Source organism: Agrobacterium sp. LMR679 (assembly GCF_027157905.1).
Taxonomy (GTDB): Bacteria; Pseudomonadota; Alphaproteobacteria; order Rhizobiales; family Rhizobiaceae; genus Agrobacterium; species Agrobacterium leguminum.
The window spans coordinates 2,553,950-2,570,387 of the sequence record NZ_JAPVOJ010000002.1; the positions used below are offsets into that span (position 1 = coordinate 2,553,950).

Sequence of the window (16,438 nt, forward strand, 5' to 3'; positions counted from 1 at the left end):
TCAGATGTCGAAACCCGCAACCGATTTCAACGATCCGATCAACCTTCAGGTCATGTGGAACCGCCTGATCTTCATCGCGGATCAGGCCGATAACGTGCTCGGCAAGACGGCGTTTTCGCCGATCGTGCGTGAGAACCATGATTACGTAACGGTACTTCTCGACAGTAAGGGCAGGGCGCTGGCGCAATGCACCTGGTCGATCCCGGTTTTCATAACCTCGCTGCCCGCAGCGGCGCAGAAATATTTCCTGCCGAAGTTTCCAGTCGGGATGCTGGAAGAGGGCGATGTTCTCGCCACCAACGACCCCGAAATCGGAACCGGCCATCTGCCTGACGTGACGATGATCACGCCGATCTTCAAGAACGGCAAGGTTGTCGCCTATGCGGGATCCATCGCCCATCTTCCCGATATTGGCGGTGCGCCGCTGCATTCGGAAGCCAGCGACATTTTCGCGGAAGGCATCCGTTTCCCCATCGTCAAGCTGCTCAAGGCCGGCGTTCCGAACGAGGACGTGTTCGATATCATCGCCGCCTCCGTCCGCCTTCCCACGGAAGTCCGCGGCGATCTGGAATCGATGATCGCCGCCAACAATGTCATGGGCCGCGAACTCGTCAAATTCCTCGATGAATACGGGCTGGACGATGTCGACGGGTTGGCGAACGCCATCCACACCCGCTCGGAGGCGCAGACGCGCAAGGCGATCCGCGAATGGCCGAACGGCACCTATTCCGCCGAAGTGCTGCTTGATGGTTACGACGTCGACGTCAAACTCAAAGCCTCGGTGATCGTCAGGGACGATTCCATCCATGTGGATTATACCGGCACGTCGGATCAGGTCCTGCACTCGATCAACTGCCGTACGAACTACCGTTACGCCCATTCTGTCTACGCATTGAAATGCCTGCTCGATGCCGAAACGCCCAATAATGAGGGCTGCATCGTCCCGATCACGGATGAAGCGCCTCTCGGCTGCATTCTCAATCCGCAGGAATGGACGGCAGGCAATTCGCGCAACCTCATCGGCCACGTCATTCCCTCGCTCATCTTCAAGGCGCTGGAAGGTATCGTGCCGGAAAAGGTGCTAGGCGATAGCGGCGGCGCGCCGATCTGGGCTGCCAATTGTGTGGGCCAGCGCAATGATGGAAGCCAATATGCCTCCGTGCAGAATTTCCATGGCGGGCAGGGCGCACGCGCCGAATTCGACGGGCTGGATACGCTGAGCTTCCCCTCCAACTGCAAGGTCACGGCTATCGAAATGTTCGAGGTCGCCGTTCCGGTCCTGACGGAACGCAAGGAACTCATTGCCGATTCCGGTGGCGCCGGCAAACATCGCGGCGGCCTTGGCCAGCGCGTCGTTCTGCGCAATCTCGGCAAAAACCCGATGAACATCTATCTGGCATCGGAACGCGTCCGCCATCCCTGCTTCGGTGTGGTGGAAGGCCAGAGCGGGTCCGCCGGCAAGGTGATGAAACAGGGCAGGTCGCATTTCCCCAAGGGCAAGGTGGTTCTTCAGACCGGCGAACGTCTCGAAGTCCAGACACCCGGCGGTGGCGGCTGGGGCAGGGCCAGCGAGCGTTCGCGCGCGCTGATCGAACAGGATATTTCCGAAGGTCTGGTAACCGCGAAGGCGGCGAAAGAAATCTTCGGCTATTCTGGCGCCATCGCTGCCGCAGCCGAATAGGAGATGAGAATGGGACTGCTGAACGGAAAAATTGCGCTGGTAACCGGCGCCGGTTCAGGCATCGGCCGCGAAACCGCAATTCTGCTGGCGAAAGAAGGGGCGACTGTCGTTCTGACCGGCCGCCGCCTCGATCCGCTGCGCGAGGTCGCGGAACTGATCGAGAAGAAAAAGGGCAAGGCGATTGCCCGCACGCTCGATATCGCCTCGCGCGAGGCGATCTTCGACACGGTCAAGTCTATCGGCGAGGCCGTCGGTCCCATCGATATTCTGGTGAACAATGCCGGTTCCGCCAGCAAGGTGCTCAACGCCCGCTTCATTGGCGAGGAGGAGTGGAACGCCACCATCAATGTCAATCTGACGGCCGTGTTCAACCTGACGCAGGCGGTGCTGCCGGAGATGATCGCAAAGGGTGAGGGGACCATCATCACCGTCTCCTCCCTCGCAGCCCTCAATCCCAATCTTCTGGGCGGCGTGGCCTATGGTGCGGCGAAGGCGGGTGTGAAGAACTTCATGACCTTCCTGCACAATACCTATCGCAACCAGGGTATCCGGGCGACGACCATTCTGCCGGGCGAGACGGATACGCCGATCATGAACAACCGCGCGCGTCCGCCTCTCAAGGAAGAACGCGCCGTGATGATGGATCCGCATGACGTGGCCCGCGCCATCCTGCTTTGCGCCAGCCTGAACAAAAGCGCAGTCATTCCGGAACTGCACATCTGCCCGACCCATATGCGTGACACATCGAAGGATATCGAAGTCGCGCGCTGGGTGGGCGCGCCGGACGACACGCCGGATATGCCGAAAAAGAACTAGGGAGAGACGTCCATGAATGGAGCAAAGCTGCGCGCCCGTCTTGCGGCGGGTGAGGCTATCAGCATGTTCACCCCGCACCATACGTCGTCGGGCCTTTCCGCCCGGCTGGTGGAGCTGGGCGCGGACGCGGTCTTCCTCGATTGCGAGCACGGCACATGGAGTTTCGAGGATGTGCGGGCGACCGGGCAGGTGGTACGCTCCGTTGGTGGTGCTGCCATCGTGCGACCGCATTCGCACGAGCGGCCGCTTGTCATTCGCTATCTGAATGCCGGCGCGGACGGGATCATGGTGCCCATGGTCGGCAATGCTGACGAGGCCCGCGCGATTGTCGATGCGGTGCGTTACGCCTTGCCGTCCGATTATGAAAAGCGGCTGGTCATCGCCATGATCGAGACCGTCGATGCGATCGATGCTCTGGACGAGATGCTGACGGTGGAGGGCATCGACGTCTTCTTCATCGGCCCCGGCGATCTTTCGCAGGACATGGGCTATCCGCCCGCGCCGCCATTCGGCGAACCGCGCCCGGACGTGGTGATGGAGAAGGTCGCCATCGCTGTCGACAAGATACGCGCAGCCGGAAAGATTGCGGGAACGCTCGCGACGCTGGATGAAATGCCGCACTGGCGGGAACGCGGCGTGCAATTCTTCTACGTCCATTCTGATCCGTTCCTGCGCCGTGGTCTCGCTGCGGTGAAGAAGGCGCTCGCCTGACTCGGGGCAGGAGATTTTCCGATTTAACGATGCCGCAAGCGAGGGCCTGAACCTTCAGGCCCTCGTTATGCCGTTAGAATTCCGCCGTGACGGGTTTCCACAGATGCTCCGGATCGAAGCCGTCGCAGCGCACAATCACAATCCGGGTGCCGTTTTTAACGCGCCGCCGCAAAAGATCGGAACGGTTGGACAGCGTCCGAAGCGAACCGTCATCTTGAAGCTTCTGCAGCATCGACCGCGAAAGCCCCAGTTCAGATGCCAGCAGACGGTCAAGGCGTATGCCGGCCTGAAACGGAACCGTGAGATCGATCTCCGCCATGACCCAGTCGGGAGGTTCATCCCGTATCTGTTTCACGATATCGAATTCGGGAAACTCGTCGACGCGCTGCGATTTACGTCTCAAGGCTTCGAGGTTGAATGTCTCCGCCCTTATCCATTGCGGATCGTTGGACTGCAGCGCTTCGAGAACGGCAGGGCTTATGTCCCGGACATTCTGCCGCTCGAAAATCGGCCTGTTCCAGCTCTTGTCGCAGATTATGCATCTATAGATAAGCCAGGCATCCAGCTTGCGACCATTGGCGTTAAGCCGGATCTTGCCGCTGGCCTGAAATGCCCTCAGGCCGCCGCATCCGCTGCATGCAAGCCAGGGCTGGGGCGCCGTTCGTGGCGTAATGGTCCATTGGACCCGAAGTAAGTTGCACATAGTCTCTTGGTCTTCCATTCGGAAGTCCACCAAGATGGTGCAGGAGAAAACCCTTACGGGAACGGCATGGCGGTGTTCTGGGGTGGTGAAGAGCTGAGACAGCGGCGCTGCGCAGGGCACATTGTAACAATGCCAGACCGGTCTCTTGCCACCACCCGATGAACATGATCATACGCCGACAGCCTGTGGCTATCCGGCAATACGGGTGAAACTGGATTGAGACCGGTATTTACTTAGGCAAAGTCTACCTCGATGCGCCAATGCTCTTCGGCGGCAACAATAACAAACGATCGCTCCGAAACAGAGTCATCCAGCGCGGCGAAGAGTCTGAAAGCCGTTGTGATGCGACTTTTATGCAACGTCAGGCGACCCGCCCATTCTTTCCGGTTCAAACGACGTTATCGGACTGACGCTGCATTTCGTAAAATAAACAAAAACTGATATTTAAATAAAAATGGCTCGTGCATTTATTCTTTAGAGGCGGCGGTTTTGCGCCTGTTATCTGCGGCTGTCGGAAACGGAAGCATACGTCGGAGAATCGCGTCCTTGCGGATGAAATGGTGCCATAACGCCGCCGCCACATGAAGCAATACGATGGCTGCGGCAAGGTAGGCGAGGGTGGCGTGAACCTCGCTCCAGAAGGCCTCCGCCTGATCGGAAATCCGCAGGGGCAATCCCGGCACGACAATGAGATCAAAGACGTAACTGGGGATTTGCAGAGGCGAGGTCGACGCAATCGCCCAGCCGGCGAGTGGAACGGTGAGCGTAAGGAACAGCAATGCGGCGTGAGCGACCCGCGCGGCGAACCTCGATGCCAGCCCTTCACCTTCAAGAGCCTGCGGCTTTCTGCTGAAAACCGACCACAGGAAACGCGGCACGGCGAGGGCCAGCACCAGAAATCCTATCGACTTGTGATATTGGAACAGGTCGAACTGAAGAACCGGGTCGATATTGTCGCGGCTCATCAGATATCCCAGCGCAAGCTGCGCCAGAAAAAGCACGGCGATTGTCCAGTGGAACGCTATCGCCACCAATCCATAGGATATTGGCGTATTACGCCACGGCCGTTCCCGCGTTGATACGCTATCGGAATGATCCTCGAAATATCTCATCGGCTAGCTCAATTGTTGATAGGTATCTTTCGCGATGGCGTCCATGCGGTCGGACGGCAGGTTGCCGACCAAAGCGCAGCGGATGGTTTCGTCGTCCCAGGAGATGGCCTCCAGTGAACCGACGCTGGAGCGCCGCATGGCGGTGTCGCTCGAATCGGCTGCAGCCACGATATAGAGAGTGACGCGCTGCCCGCTTTTATCTTCATACATCAGCTGCGCGGCGGCGCCTTCGGAGCTGGGAAGAACCCGGCCGCCGACAAGGGACAGACCGTGGCGGGTGAGATCGGGAATGTTCAGTTTGCGGTCCAGCCGCTTCGAAAGCCATTTCGGCAGGCTGGAAGCATTCTCCGCATCTGCCCGAATTTCGACGGGATGCAGAACCTCGCTCGCAAACAGCCTATGCGCCTGTGCTGCATCCGCCACGATAGAGTGCGCAGGTTCTGCGACCTGAGACACCATCCCGCGCCCGAACCAGCCGCCTGCCAAGCCAACGGCCAGAATGAGGATGGATGCCGCCGCCATGTTACGCCAATCGGCGCGCTGCGACCGCAGGCGCCGCTCGATGCGGTAGACATCGAGGCGCTCGGGCAGGGCGTCGGTATCAAGAGGGCCGTAGAGAGCCGTCAGCGTCGCATTCTGCTGCTGCCACATCGCAACCTTGCGTGCGTCGACCGGATTGGAGGCGAGGTGGGCACGAACGGTGTCTCGCCGCCGGTCTTCGAGCTGCCCGTCGACATAAGAGATCAGATCGGCTTCGGTTATCTGCGGCTCGCTGCCGGTCATTTTATCACCTTGAGATTTGGCTGGTCTTCCTGGGTCATCCGGGCGAGGGCCGTTCGGGCCCGGCCCAGACGGGACATCAGCGTGCCCAGCGGAATTTCAAGAACATTTGCCGCTTCCGCGTAACTGAGGCCCTCGACGACGACGAGGAGCAGGGCCTCGCGATGTTCGCCGGACAGTTTTTCAATGGCACGGGCCATTTCAGCAAGCGCAATCCTGCCCATCTGCGCCGCCGGCACGAACAGCTGCTCCGCAACATCATCGATCGGGATTTGCGAGGGCCGGCGATTTCGGCCGCGCAGATTGTTGCGGTAGACGTTGACAAGCACCCGGTACAACCATGGACGCAACGGCCCCTGCGGTTTCCACAGCGCCTTTTTACGGATGGCTCTTTCCAGACAGTCCTGGACGAGATCGTCAGCCGTGTCACGGTCGTGCGTGAGCGCATTCGCATAGCGGCGAAGCGCTGGTATGCAACTCGTCATCTCGTCCAGAAAATCCGGCATGGACACTATTCCTTGGCAATGTGCCAGACGCCGCCGACACCATCGCCCGTGACATCGCCGGGCTTGCTGTCCATCTGCCAGCGATAGAGCGGCTTCCCGTCATGCAACCATTGCATCGTACCATCTTTGCGGGAGATTGGTTTATAGTCGCCATCCGCCTTGTCGGTTTTCGAGGCGGCGAGGGGCGGCCATTTTTTTGCGCAGCCGTCGTAGCAGACCGATACGCCATTGGTATCCTTGTCGAATGTATAGAGTGTCATGCCCTTGGCGTCGGTCAGGATCGTGCCTTTGGCCGTTGCCTTTTCAACCACGGCGCCACCGGCATATGGTTCGGCAAGGGCGGCGGTGGCGGCAAGCGCTACTACGCCGGCCAGAACGAAATGACGTGCACGCATGACGATAGTCCTCTTAAGGGTGACGGATCGGACGACATGCCCGATATTAGACAAACACCCGCCCGCGGCATTTAATCCCACCGCCGCTCGATTTTTTGATGCCCCAGCGCTTTATCTGACGCCCTTCAAATCGATGTCGAATGCGACCGTATTCGAATAGAGCGGCACTCCGACACCCATGCCATAGGGCAGGCGTGCAACATTGCCGGTGACGTGGAGGGTGACGGATCCCTTCTGTTGTTCAACAAATGTCGCGTGAAACGTTTCGGATCTGGATATGCCTCTGGCTGTCAATATACCTTCAACCACCGCGCTGCGCGGTCCGTCCTGCGTAACGCGGCTGGAGCGAAACACGATCTGCGGATAGACGGCGATATTGAAAACCGCGCTGGATCGCAGGAAATTTTCCACACGTTCTTGCCCGGTCTGGACGCTGGAAGGGTTGAGACTGATTTCCACGTAAGATCTGGCCGGCTGGTCCGGGTCGATGTCGAAGCGGCCGGAAATATCGGGAATTGTGCCCTTGATCCCGGGACCGGCAACCTGCGCAATTGAGAAGCGGATGTGAGAGGCAGGATCGATACGATAGCGTCCGGCCGCCGACGAGAATGGATTGGCAGAGACCGGCGTGCAAACCAATGCCGCGATGAGGAAAGTGATGGAGTAGGAATATTTCACGGCGCAAGCTCCTTCATGAGTAGTCGCACTCAGGAGAACACCAAAGGAAGAGGTTTAATCCGCACCACGCCGGCGGACCCTCAAAATCCCGCCCATAGGAGAGACCGCCTTTGATTGTGCCGGGAAAACACCCATAAGGGAGATAGCTTCAATCCACAAACAATAATCGCATAAGATAGATTGTGGAATTTCAGGGGTTTAGTGACAGTGTATTTTCATACACTTGCGTAACTCACGTTACATAATCTGTGTGAACTGATTTGGGTTCACTCGTCAAGCATTATAATGAACTTCCCAAGACTTTATTAACACCACGGGACAAAGGATTTTCTACCTCCGCCGCCGCCCTTAGACCGGGCTGCTTTTTTGCTGTCTGGACGCTTTTTACACACTGGTAAATCGCGCGCCCTTTCGGACGACTTCCTTGCGTCAGGCTCAGGTGTGTGAGGCGCTAGGGACAGCATAGAGTGACGGCGGGGTTCCGTGGATACCTGTTTGGGCTTCCGAATGGTCGCCCGCTGCAACTTCTTGCCAGCTACAGGTTTATTGGGAGAGATAGGAGCGAGGGCAGGGGCTGCCCGCGCATGAGACGGCTTGACGTCCGAATAAATCGGCATCGTGTTTTTGCGCTTAGCCGTCACCGTAAACGGCGTCCGAGCAATCGGCCTCACCTGTAAGGCGACGGCAGGGCCTACAGGTCTATTGGGACTGTAGGAACGTGAGTTTGAAACCCGGCGAGACGCCACAGGCGTTCTGTCTCGTACGGGTTGTGACTTTTTGGCTTTATTTTTACGTGCCATCCGGCATCTCCCTCTTGATCGATTGAGAACCACAGCCGGACACCGGCAGTGGCGGTGAAGTAGCAGTTTGCTTTCTCGCAAAACTGCACAATTGCCCCTTCGAATGGCGGGGCGACGGGGACAGGCCCCTTGGAGCGTTGCTCCGAATAAAGGAATTCATCGTAAACCGGCGTAGCGCCGGTATCGAGAAAGTCCCAAATGATCTCCGACCGGGGAGGGAGATCACCATGCTTTTCATCCCAAATGTCGATGAAATATTGCAGGAAGTTTTCCGCCGTTTTCCCGGTCATGTGGAACTGAACCGGCTTGGCCGCTTCCCGAAACTGCTTATGCGTTTTGGCGCGAAGTGTCCTCGGGACACGGCGCACATCGGGAAAGCTGTACATGAGGTTTTGCGGAGACAAGCCCGCATCGAGATACTCATGCGCAAGGCGCTTGAAATACTCATGCCCAAGCGGCGGCTTCTTGGAAACCATCGGCCCCCAGCCTTGCTGTTCTTCGTCAGCGGCGTCTTTCAGGAGGTACTTGCAGGCATAGCGCACCGCTTCGGGTGTGCTTTTGTCCCAATAGGACCAGCCGTGCGGCCAATGTTTTTGCATGAAGTTTTCTCTCAACTGATGATCGGGGACAGGCCCCTGCCAGTAGAGAATGATGTGCCAATGAGCGCGGCCCTTCATGGAGCCGTATTCGCCAACGACGAAATACCGAACGGGAAACCCATCGGCGCGGAGATACTTCAGGTATTTTTGCACATCGGAGTAAGTCAGCACAGCAGCCCGAATATGATCGATATCGCCGGTTGAGCGATCCTGCCCGTAGGTCAGGGTTACGACATGCGAGGCTGTTGCCGTCTTACTTTCGGCAATGTTCCGTCCGACCCAATCGTCAACTTTGGTCTCCCGGCATTGCCAGCATTCGCGACAGGCCACGACGCCTACATCGCTTATTTTTACGGGGTTCAAACACATGAGTTTTCGTGTCCTGTCACTAAATGCACCTATTACCAAGGGGAAGGTGGAACGCCGCGCCTACCTACCTCCCTCCAAGCATTGACCCATTCCGGGAGGTAGGTAGGCACGGCTACGCGCCCGCCGAGCTAGCGGCGGACACGCTTTTCAGACGCCAAAGAGGCTTGAGTTACTTACGAGGCCCGATGTCCCGCCAGTTGGCGAGTTCCCAATGGGCCGGGTCGTAGAACGACCAGTCACCGCCCCACTCGACCTTAATTCCGAGGGAGGCCGCGACTTCCTTGCCGATATGGCCGACGAGGTCCCATTGCTTGCGCGTCAGGTCCCATGCCTTCGTGCCATGCACGATATCGACGGCGAGGCCGTAATTGTGGGCGGACTGCCCCGGCTTCGCCTTGCTCAGACCCTTCACGTATAAGCGCTGCTGCTCGACATCATCTCGATACACGCAGTGGGCAAACATTGGCACGCCAAGTTTTGCGAAACGCTTAATTAGCACCCGCTCAAATTCGAGCAGGGTAGGGTGACCACGGGACCGGTCAGCACGATTGTGCTGACCCTTGTGGCGTTCGCTCAGGAGGAATGACCGGTCGATCATCCCCCGAAGCTCAGAGGCGTATTTGTCGCCGTCAGGCGGCCGGACTGGTTCCGGTTTGTCCGCCACCTGCGCCTCCCTGCTGTTCGCCTGCATTCGAGGCAGGGGGAGTTTCGCCGGGTTCTTCACCTGTTGCGCCTTGTGCTGGTACTTGTGCGCCACCAGAGCCAGCAACCGTTCCCGGAGCGTCGGAGACGACGGTTTCAGCTGATCGGCCATTTTCTTCCTCCATGCGCCGACGTGCCAGCGCGGTTTCGAATTCGTCGGCCTGCTGCGCAAGGCGACGTTCAAGGTTCTGGTTCATCCGGAACATCATTTCTTCAAGTTCCGGGTTGCGATGGCGACGGTTCGCGATCTTGGTGAATATCACCGGATCAACCACTTCCGAGAACGTGGGTTCAAGGTCCGCGCTGACGTAATGCACAGCACCGGACCCGGCCTCCGCGTAAACGCTGAACGTTCCAGCCGCGCTGAACTCGATTGTTTCCTGTCCAGCAGGCAGGGCGCAGAGGAAGTTTTCCACGCCGTCGCGGTCAACGATGAAGAACGACGTTGCCGCTTCGAGGTTGAAATCGATGCGGACACGCCTTTCCGCGATGTCCGAACCGTCGAATACGATGGCCTGCGCGGGATCGAGCGCAGACCAGCGAGAGAGAGAATTAAGCTTCACGACCATTGATTAAGCCTCCTTTTCAATGCGGCCCTGCGGAGCCACCGCAAGCACCTTTTCGTAATCGTCCGTGGCCTCGACCAGATGGCCGCCGAACACGGTGTTTCCTTCGATGAAAACATCGCCCTGCGTGACGACTTCGAAGGGGTCCTGATTGGTCACGACGAACGGCTTGGTGTGCATGTTCGTGCACAGATAGAAGTCCGTCGAAAGCGTGGGGTTGATCGTCTCGACAGCCCAAATGCGCTGCCGGTCTTCATCGAAGCCCGTATTGACCGTAGGGCGGTAGAAACGCCCACCGACGCGGGGCGTGTCGATGTTCCAGCGCCCATTCAGAGGCTCATAACCGAACGTGGCGCTCGGCGTGGCGTGGGACGTGTCGATGCGGCTGTTTTTGACCACATCGACCTTTTCAGGATCGAGCGTGTCACGGAGGTACTGCGGCAGATCATCGACCACGAGGCTGTTAAGCCATGGGTCTTCCTGCCGCTCGAAAAGCTGATCGGGCGTAATTTCCGCCACGACCATGATGATGCCGCCCGTGTTGATGCGGGGAAGCTGGATCGACATATCCAGCCCGGTCATACCGTTGACCACGCTTTCCGTCAGGTTTCCGGCGTCCGAAGCATAACGCTTGGACATGCCGAAAATCGTCTTGCGATCGGACAGCAGCATGGGCTGCTTGAACGCCTGATCGGGAATAGAAATGGCATCCATCAGCAGATTGATGATGTGATCATCATGCATGTTGTACTGCTGGCGAAGCTTGGCGAAAGCCTGCGTTTTACGGGCCATTTCGATGTTGGACAGGGACACGGTAATGCCGTTCTCCTGCAACTCCGCGAACATGCCGGCCAGCGTGTAATGCTGGTTCTGGTTCGGCATGGTGCCGTTATTACTGGCGTTCACCACGGCACTATTCGGCGGCGTCATAAGGAGACGCTCAACACCGTCGATATCGCCCTTGATGCGGAAGCTGTCACCGCCGAAGCGGTCTTTAACCGGCATCACGGCGTTGACGACATTGAGCGGCACTTCGCCGTCAATGACTGCCTGATCAAAATCGGGGACGATATGCGCGAAACGCTCATGAGACCAGAAAGCCGGAGCGAGGCCGGTATCGAGCCGGTTGCGGAGCGTCAAATCCGGCGACCGGTTCTTTGCCCGGAAATTCCAGATTTGGTTGTACGCCTCGACATACGACGAGTTCACCATCTGATCAGCACGGCCATGAAGGCCGAGATAGCGGTAAATGTCGTTCGAGCCGTGAGCGCCGAAGGCGATCTGTTCGATGAACGGAACGACCTGTTCACCCTCAAGCGGCGGCTTGCCTTCATAGGAGAGGTTCAGCTGATCCATCGAACCGTTGAAACGTTCGAGAGCCAGCATAGGCACGAAATACGCCATACAACGAACGTTGATGGCATTCATGAGCACTTCCGCCGTTTCCATCATTTCGAACGAGAAACGGAGACGGCCGGAACGGACAGCGTCTTCACGGAGCACCGGAAAGGCGGCGAGGGGGACCATTTTGCCAGCGGGGAGGGACGTAATACCCCGCGCAGAATGGCGGCGCATCGTGCGGGGCGCGACAAGCGGCTCCGTCCGAGTGCGACTATTAGCAATTGAATTAGGTCCTGCCATTTTTTGGTCCTTTCTTGAACCGTTTGAAAAATTGCTTTAGCTTTGCGGCCCGCCGCATACAGGCGGAACACTTTTTACGTGAGGACATCGGATGACACCTATCGTGCAGTTGGCACTGAACGTCGCAGCCTTCATTTTCCTGATGGGTGTATTCGGCTCAGTACTGTTAGCGTTCTTCGGAATAATCGCGGGAATAATGAGTTAACGAGCCAAGCTCGGAACGCTCTCCCGGATATTCTTAAAGTATTCACGCCGCGCCTTTGCTGACGGCTTGGCGCTCGTATACTTACGAAACGCTTTGCCAACATCCTCACTCATCGACTTTCTATTGCGGTACGCCGAATATGCTCCGTCGATAAACATCTTGCCGACGCCATAAATAGCGCCGCCAACTTCGCCATAGTTATTCTCGAAGGTGTTGCCGTCCGGCGTCCACGGATTTTCAAACCATCCATACCGGCCATCGGTTGACCGCATACCGAGCGTGCTAATCGTCGGAGCATCACCAGCCTCAATAGGTTTGTAAAACCTGTCAGGATTAGTTGAAGACGGATCGAGAAGCCGATTACCGGCTGGCTTAGCAAGCGCGCCGCCGACACCGGACGGACGCCGTTCTGTTGTGCCAGAGGCAAACGACCCGGCACCACGAGGGACACCGGACAGAGCGCCAGAATTGAGCGCAGCAATCTGACTGGCAACCAGCTGATATTCCTGCTCTTTCTTCTGATCCGCGAAGGGATCGAAGTTTTCGAGGAAGTCCCCAACAGCCTGCATGGCGGTCGCAGTAGACGATCCGCCGACAGCCTGCTTCGAAGGGACATTCATCAGCTGGGGAGGGAGGAGAACGAGCGCGTGGCCGACAAGGGCGCAAGGCCCGCAGCGGCATTGTAAGACGACGCGCCACCACCGCGCAGTACCGTCAAGGGATTAAACCCAGCGGCTTGAGCATCCTCCGAAAGATGGCTCAAGACCTGACGACTATATGCGCGGGTGTCTTCAAGCTGTGCTTTATCATAAGCACGCGCTTCCTGTTCAACAGCGAAATCGTAAATGCGGTTCTCGGTCTTATCATCGAGATACCACTGCCGCTGTTGAACGGACGCAGCCATGTCATTGGCGTACTGAGAGTTCGCCTGAGCTTGGCCTGCCTTTTTGCTGAATTGCCCCCAATGAGGGATGCTCCCAACCCAAGGATCGGGAGCAGGAAATTCAGGAATTAACGAACCTCCTGTGTCTTGGACCTCAGGTAGCTGCCGACCAGATCGGCAGCAAGCAAGACACCGGCCAGAACCCACGCTTCAACGCGGGATGCAATCACCGGATCGGAGATTGCAAGGCCGGAAAGGGCACCAGCGGCGAGAGCGCCGAGACGTGCACCAATCGGTTTCACGAGAACGGAAACGATACCTTTCATGAACGATCCCTTTCAGATGTTCACGAAATTCCCCAATTAGATCGCATAAGATAGATTATGGAACTTATTTGATGATGTGGCTCCGGATTTATGCGGCTATTGCTCATTGCAATGCCCGCCGAAAGGTTGAACCAAACTCACCCTGTCAGATTGATTTAAGCGAAACACGTTTCTCAAGTTCATCTGCCAACTCTTTGCGTTCGCTATATCTATCTGTGAGATAGCTGGAAGCGTCACGCGTCAGCAGCGTGAATTTCACCAGTTCCTCGCAGACATCCACGACCCGGTCATAATAGGATGACGGCTTCATCCGTCCTTCCGCGTCGAATTCCTGATACGCCCTTGCCACCGAGGACTGGTTGGGAATGGTGATCATCCGCATCCATCTGCCGAGAATTCGCATCTGGTTCACGGCGTTGAAGGACTGGCTGCCGCCTGACACTTCCATGACGGCGAGCGTCTTACCCTGTGTCGGCCGTACAGAACCGATTGCAAGGGGAATCCAGTCGATCTGCGACTTCATGATGCCGGTCATCGCGCCATGGCGTTCGGGGCTTACCCAGACCTGTCCTTCCGACCATTCTGAAAGTTCACGCAGTTCCTGCACCTTGGCATGGCTGGCCGGCGCTTCATCGGGCAAAGGCAGGCCCTTCGGATCGAATATCCGAACCTCGCAACCGAGCCGTTCGAGCAGCCGCCCGGCCTCGAATGCCAGCAGACGGCTATAGGACACCTCGCGCAGCGAGCCATAAAGGATCAGGATGCGTGGTTTATGGGTCGAAAACGCCGGGCGCAGAGCCTCCGGGTCAATGTCGTGCAGGTGATGCGCCTGCAACGCGGGAAACCTGTCAGGCAATGCGCTTTCCTTCACTATCGAGGACCTGCTCGCCGTCCTCCTTGAAGAACGGTCCTTTGAAAGTGTCCGGCAGAATATCCAGCACGACCTCTGAAGGACGAGCGAGCCTGGTGCCGAGCGGTGTTACGACGAAGGGGCGATTGATGAGGATCGGTGTTTTCATCATCGCATCGAGCAACTGGTCCTCAGTCAGGTCCGGATTGTCGAGACCGAGCTCGGCATAAGGCGTCCCCTTCTCGCGCATGGCTTCGCGCACCGTCAGGCCCGCATCCGCAATCATTCCTGCGAGCTTTTCGCGTGTCGGCGGTTCCCGCAGATATTCGATCACGGTCGGCTCGATCCCTGCCGCGCGGATCAGCGCCAGCGTGTTGCGCGACGTCCCACAGGACGGGTTATGATAAATCGTGGCGTCCATTGTCATTGCCTTTCGGGCTTCGCCTGCGGGCTGCAGCAGGGCGTCAGCTCGGCAATCAACGGCGCGCAAAGCTCGGTCGAACCACCGCAGCAATCCTTCAGCAGAAACAGGGTCAGCAGACGCAACCCGTCAAGATCGGCGCGATAGATGATAGACCGGCTCTGCCGCTCACTCTTGACCAGACCGGCCCGGGAAAGCGAGGCGAGATGCGCCGACATCGTGTTCTGGGGAACGTCGACAAGACGCGCAAGCTCACCGGCCGGAATGCCATCCGGCTCGTGGCGCACGAGAAGCCGGAAAGTTTCCAGTCGGGTAGATTGGGCGAGCGCGCCAAGCGCGGTTATGGCACTAATGTTATCCATATATCCAGAATAATGGATATACTAAATGTGTCAAGCACCGGATATCGTCATGGTCGGCTGGCCAGGGCGAGGGAATTCCCTCGCCCTGGCCCTGAAAGCGCTTAAGCGAGCTTCGCGTCGTAAAGCCGCTCCATGAAACCGCGCGGCACGACGGTCCTCGAAATTTCAGCCAGCGGAAAGCCGCTACCGGCGAGCGGCAGAAAGCCTTTTTCGAAGGCATAGTCGAGATAGCGCATCATCAGCATGACATCGCATTCATGGCAGCTAATTCCGCTTCCCGCGAGCGCCTTCCGGGCGTTGGCGGTATCGTATTTACCGCTGTCGCGTACATAGTCGCCATTGCCCAGCATCGACAGCAGATCGGTGAAGACCGAGCTGTACGCCTTGCCCTCCCGCAGCATCCGGCCCTGATTGAGCGCATCGAAATAATTGTCGCGCGAGAGTTCGCGCACCACGTAACCGCAATCGCGCACCTGTTCCACGAGCGTGTTCCAGTCGATAGGCCTCGGGTTGACGAGATTGAAGGTGCGGCGGTTATGCGCGCGCCAGTTCATGGCGAGGTAAAGACTTGCCCGCGCCACGTAATCGACCGGCGTGATGTCGAAATCCTCATCCGATGCGAAGGTGAAGCCGGTTTCCACGACGGCGCGAACGGCCTCGTAATAAATGCCCTTCACCTTGGTCTGGGTCAGCGGATAGCGGCCGGTGCGGCTGTCGCCCCAGATATTGCCCGGCCGCACGATGATAAAATCGAGGCCCTTTTGCCCGGCGGCATGCATCAGCTTTTCCGATTCGAATTTGGAGCGTTCGTAATCCATGTCGGGAAAACGCTGACCGACATCGAGCGCATCCTCATAAAGCGTGAAATCCTCATAAAGCTTGTCGCCGATGACGCTGAAGCTCGATGTGTGCATCAGGGGAATTTTCCCCTCGAGGCAGAACTCCACCATATTGGCCGAACCGCCGACATTGACCGGCGCAATCTTGCTGTAGGAGGCGATCAGATTGACATTGGCCGCGCAATGCAGCGCAATATCCATCCTGGCGGCGAGGTCGCGCCACACCTGCCGTTGCAGGCCAAGATGAGACTTGGAAACATCGCCGAGAACCGGCACGATGCGTGCGGCAGCTTCCTGTTTGAGGCTGCGCTCCTCGTCGTAGCAGAACAGCACGCTCTCGATCTTGCTCGTCGCCTCCGCCATATCGGCCGCGCGCACGAGGCAATAAATCGTCGCTTTCGTCGCGCTCAATAATTCCTGCAGCAGACGGCCGCCCATCACACCGGTGGCGCCTGTCAGCAGGATATTTTCCACGTCGTTCTGATATGTCATC

The 16,438-nt window shown here is 57.8% G+C and carries 20 protein-coding genes; 3 read left to right on the forward strand and 17 right to left on the reverse strand.

From position 1 onward, the window contains the following. The first annotated feature begins 4 nt into the window (after positions 1 to 4). The 3 genes from O3W47_RS23155 to O3W47_RS23165 are packed head-to-tail and all read left to right on the forward strand — an operon-like array spanning position 5 to position 3,208. The gene (locus tag O3W47_RS23155; RefSeq protein WP_269314672.1) at positions 5 to 1,681 is read left to right on the forward strand and encodes a hydantoinase B/oxoprolinase family protein; all 1,677 of its coding nucleotides are present in this window, start codon (positions 5 to 7) and stop codon (positions 1,679 to 1,681) included. A gap of 9 nt (positions 1,682 to 1,690) precedes the next feature. Next, complete coding sequence (locus tag O3W47_RS23160; RefSeq protein WP_080817066.1) at positions 1,691 to 2,497, forward strand: SDR family oxidoreductase; 807 nt, start codon at positions 1,691 to 1,693, stop codon at positions 2,495 to 2,497. Positions 2,498 to 2,509: 12 nt separating this feature from the next. Next, on the forward strand, positions 2,510 to 3,208 hold the full coding sequence (locus O3W47_RS23165; protein WP_137451972.1) for an HpcH/HpaI aldolase family protein: 699 nt from the start codon (positions 2,510 to 2,512) through the stop codon (positions 3,206 to 3,208). Positions 3,209 to 3,281: 73 nt separating this feature from the next. Here O3W47_RS23165 and O3W47_RS23170 read toward each other — a convergent pair whose 3' ends face one another. The 17 genes from O3W47_RS23170 to O3W47_RS23250 all read right to left on the reverse strand — a co-directional run bounded on the left by O3W47_RS23170 (position 3,282) and on the right by O3W47_RS23250 (position 16,437). Beyond that, the gene (locus O3W47_RS23170; RefSeq protein ID WP_080817064.1) at positions 3,282 to 3,911 is read right to left on the reverse strand and encodes a DUF1062 domain-containing protein; all 630 of its coding nucleotides are present in this window, start codon (positions 3,909 to 3,911) and stop codon (positions 3,282 to 3,284) included. 467 nt (positions 3,912 to 4,378) lie between these two features. After that, positions 4,379 to 5,023, reverse strand: coding sequence for a cytochrome b (locus tag O3W47_RS23175; protein WP_269314674.1), 645 nt, complete (start codon positions 5,021 to 5,023; stop codon positions 4,379 to 4,381). Between the two features lie 3 nt (positions 5,024 to 5,026). Continuing rightward, positions 5,027 to 5,806, reverse strand: a complete 780-nt coding sequence (locus O3W47_RS23180; protein WP_269314675.1) for an anti-sigma factor family protein — start codon at positions 5,804 to 5,806, stop codon at positions 5,027 to 5,029. Next, positions 5,803 to 6,309: a sigma-70 family RNA polymerase sigma factor gene (locus tag O3W47_RS23185; RefSeq protein ID WP_269314676.1), complete on the reverse strand. Its 507-nt coding sequence runs from the start codon at positions 6,307 to 6,309 to the stop codon at positions 5,803 to 5,805. Before O3W47_RS23185 ends, O3W47_RS23180 begins: the two co-directional genes overlap by 4 nt. 5 nt (positions 6,310 to 6,314) lie before the next feature. Beyond that, positions 6,315 to 6,704, reverse strand: coding sequence for a COG4315 family predicted lipoprotein (locus O3W47_RS23190; RefSeq protein WP_269314677.1), 390 nt, complete (start codon positions 6,702 to 6,704; stop codon positions 6,315 to 6,317). A gap of 111 nt (positions 6,705 to 6,815) precedes the next feature. Then, entirely contained in the window at positions 6,816 to 7,382 is a 567-nt protein-coding gene (locus tag O3W47_RS23195; protein WP_269314678.1) for a YceI family protein, read from the reverse strand. A 691-nt stretch (positions 7,383 to 8,073) separates the two neighbouring features. Beyond that, positions 8,074 to 9,150 carry a rolling circle replication-associated protein gene (locus O3W47_RS23200; RefSeq protein WP_269314679.1) on the reverse strand — a complete coding sequence of 359 codons (1,077 nt, stop codon included), beginning with the start codon at positions 9,148 to 9,150 and terminating at the stop codon, positions 8,074 to 8,076. A gap of 169 nt (positions 9,151 to 9,319) precedes the next feature. Next, on the reverse strand, positions 9,320 to 9,814 hold the full coding sequence (locus O3W47_RS23205) for a M15 family metallopeptidase (protein WP_162695763.1): 495 nt from the start codon (positions 9,812 to 9,814) through the stop codon (positions 9,320 to 9,322). Next, positions 9,780 to 10,421 (reverse strand): hypothetical protein, encoded by a 642-nt coding sequence (locus tag O3W47_RS23210; protein WP_269314680.1) that lies wholly within the window; start codon positions 10,419 to 10,421, stop codon positions 9,780 to 9,782. Before O3W47_RS23210 ends, O3W47_RS23205 begins: the two co-directional genes overlap by 35 nt. Before the next feature lie 3 nt (positions 10,422 to 10,424). Continuing rightward, positions 10,425 to 11,846: a hypothetical protein gene (locus O3W47_RS23215; protein WP_269314681.1), complete on the reverse strand. Its 1,422-nt coding sequence runs from the start codon at positions 11,844 to 11,846 to the stop codon at positions 10,425 to 10,427. A gap of 414 nt (positions 11,847 to 12,260) precedes the next feature. Continuing rightward, complete coding sequence (locus O3W47_RS23220; protein ID WP_269314682.1) at positions 12,261 to 12,833, reverse strand: hypothetical protein; 573 nt, start codon at positions 12,831 to 12,833, stop codon at positions 12,261 to 12,263. Positions 12,834 to 12,883: 50 nt separating this feature from the next. Then, complete coding sequence (locus O3W47_RS23225; RefSeq protein WP_269314683.1) at positions 12,884 to 13,168, reverse strand: hypothetical protein; 285 nt, start codon at positions 13,166 to 13,168, stop codon at positions 12,884 to 12,886. Between the two features lie 107 nt (positions 13,169 to 13,275). Beyond that, a complete protein-coding gene (locus O3W47_RS23230; protein ID WP_153775524.1) occupies positions 13,276 to 13,473 on the reverse strand; it encodes a hypothetical protein in 198 nt (65 codons plus the stop codon). A gap of 145 nt (positions 13,474 to 13,618) precedes the next feature. Next, positions 13,619 to 14,347, reverse strand: a complete 729-nt coding sequence (gene arsH / locus O3W47_RS23235) for an arsenical resistance protein ArsH (protein WP_269314881.1) — start codon at positions 14,345 to 14,347, stop codon at positions 13,619 to 13,621. Then, on the reverse strand, positions 14,322 to 14,744 hold the full coding sequence (gene arsC, locus O3W47_RS23240; protein WP_269314684.1) for an arsenate reductase (glutaredoxin): 423 nt from the start codon (positions 14,742 to 14,744) through the stop codon (positions 14,322 to 14,324). The genes arsH and arsC overlap by 26 nt, the downstream gene beginning before the upstream one ends. Before the next feature lie 2 nt (positions 14,745 to 14,746). Then, the gene (locus O3W47_RS23245) at positions 14,747 to 15,106 is read right to left on the reverse strand and encodes an ArsR/SmtB family transcription factor (RefSeq protein ID WP_269314685.1); all 360 of its coding nucleotides are present in this window, start codon (positions 15,104 to 15,106) and stop codon (positions 14,747 to 14,749) included. Between the two features lie 101 nt (positions 15,107 to 15,207). Beyond that, entirely contained in the window at positions 15,208 to 16,437 is a 1,230-nt protein-coding gene (locus tag O3W47_RS23250; RefSeq protein ID WP_174024854.1) for a thioester reductase domain-containing protein, read from the reverse strand. Position 16,438: the final 1 nt, after the last annotated feature.

What these genes read in the sequence shown, in the direction of transcription:
- O3W47_RS23175 (WP_269314674.1), bottom strand. Translation starts at nt 5,023, where the DNA reads ATGAGATATTTCGAGGATCATTCCGATAGCGTATCAACGCGGGAACGG.
- O3W47_RS23225 (WP_269314683.1), bottom strand. Translation starts at nt 13,168, where the DNA reads ATGGCTGCGTCCGTTCAACAGCGGCAGTGGTATCTCGATGATAAGACC.
- O3W47_RS23185 (WP_269314676.1), bottom strand. Translation starts at nt 6,309, where the DNA reads ATGCCGGATTTTCTGGACGAGATGACGAGTTGCATACCAGCGCTTCGC.
- O3W47_RS23215 (WP_269314681.1), bottom strand. Translation starts at nt 11,846, where the DNA reads ATGAATGCCATCAACGTTCGTTGTATGGCGTATTTCGTGCCTATGCTG.
- O3W47_RS23165 (WP_137451972.1), top strand. Translation starts at nt 2,510, where the DNA reads ATGAATGGAGCAAAGCTGCGCGCCCGTCTTGCGGCGGGTGAGGCTATC.
- O3W47_RS23250 (WP_174024854.1), bottom strand. Translation starts at nt 16,437, where the DNA reads ATGACATATCAGAACGACGTGGAAAATATCCTGCTGACAGGCGCCACC.
- O3W47_RS23190 (WP_269314677.1), bottom strand. Translation starts at nt 6,704, where the DNA reads ATGCGTGCACGTCATTTCGTTCTGGCCGGCGTAGTAGCGCTTGCCGCC.
- O3W47_RS23180 (WP_269314675.1), bottom strand. Translation starts at nt 5,806, where the DNA reads ATGACCGGCAGCGAGCCGCAGATAACCGAAGCCGATCTGATCTCTTAT.
- O3W47_RS23200 (WP_269314679.1), bottom strand. Translation starts at nt 9,150, where the DNA reads ATGTGTTTGAACCCCGTAAAAATAAGCGATGTAGGCGTCGTGGCCTGT.
- O3W47_RS23220 (WP_269314682.1), bottom strand. Translation starts at nt 12,833, where the DNA reads ATGCAGGCTGTTGGGGACTTCCTCGAAAACTTCGATCCCTTCGCGGAT.
- O3W47_RS23170 (WP_080817064.1), bottom strand. Translation starts at nt 3,911, where the DNA reads ATGTGCAACTTACTTCGGGTCCAATGGACCATTACGCCACGAACGGCG.
- O3W47_RS23160 (WP_080817066.1), top strand. Translation starts at nt 1,691, where the DNA reads ATGGGACTGCTGAACGGAAAAATTGCGCTGGTAACCGGCGCCGGTTCA.
- O3W47_RS23210 (WP_269314680.1), bottom strand. Translation starts at nt 10,421, where the DNA reads ATGGTCGTGAAGCTTAATTCTCTCTCTCGCTGGTCTGCGCTCGATCCC.
- O3W47_RS23155 (WP_269314672.1), top strand. Translation starts at nt 5, where the DNA reads ATGTCGAAACCCGCAACCGATTTCAACGATCCGATCAACCTTCAGGTC.
- O3W47_RS23245 (WP_269314685.1), bottom strand. Translation starts at nt 15,106, where the DNA reads ATGGATAACATTAGTGCCATAACCGCGCTTGGCGCGCTCGCCCAATCT.
- arsC (WP_269314684.1), bottom strand. Translation starts at nt 14,744, where the DNA reads ATGGACGCCACGATTTATCATAACCCGTCCTGTGGGACGTCGCGCAAC.
- O3W47_RS23230 (WP_153775524.1), bottom strand. Translation starts at nt 13,473, where the DNA reads ATGAAAGGTATCGTTTCCGTTCTCGTGAAACCGATTGGTGCACGTCTC.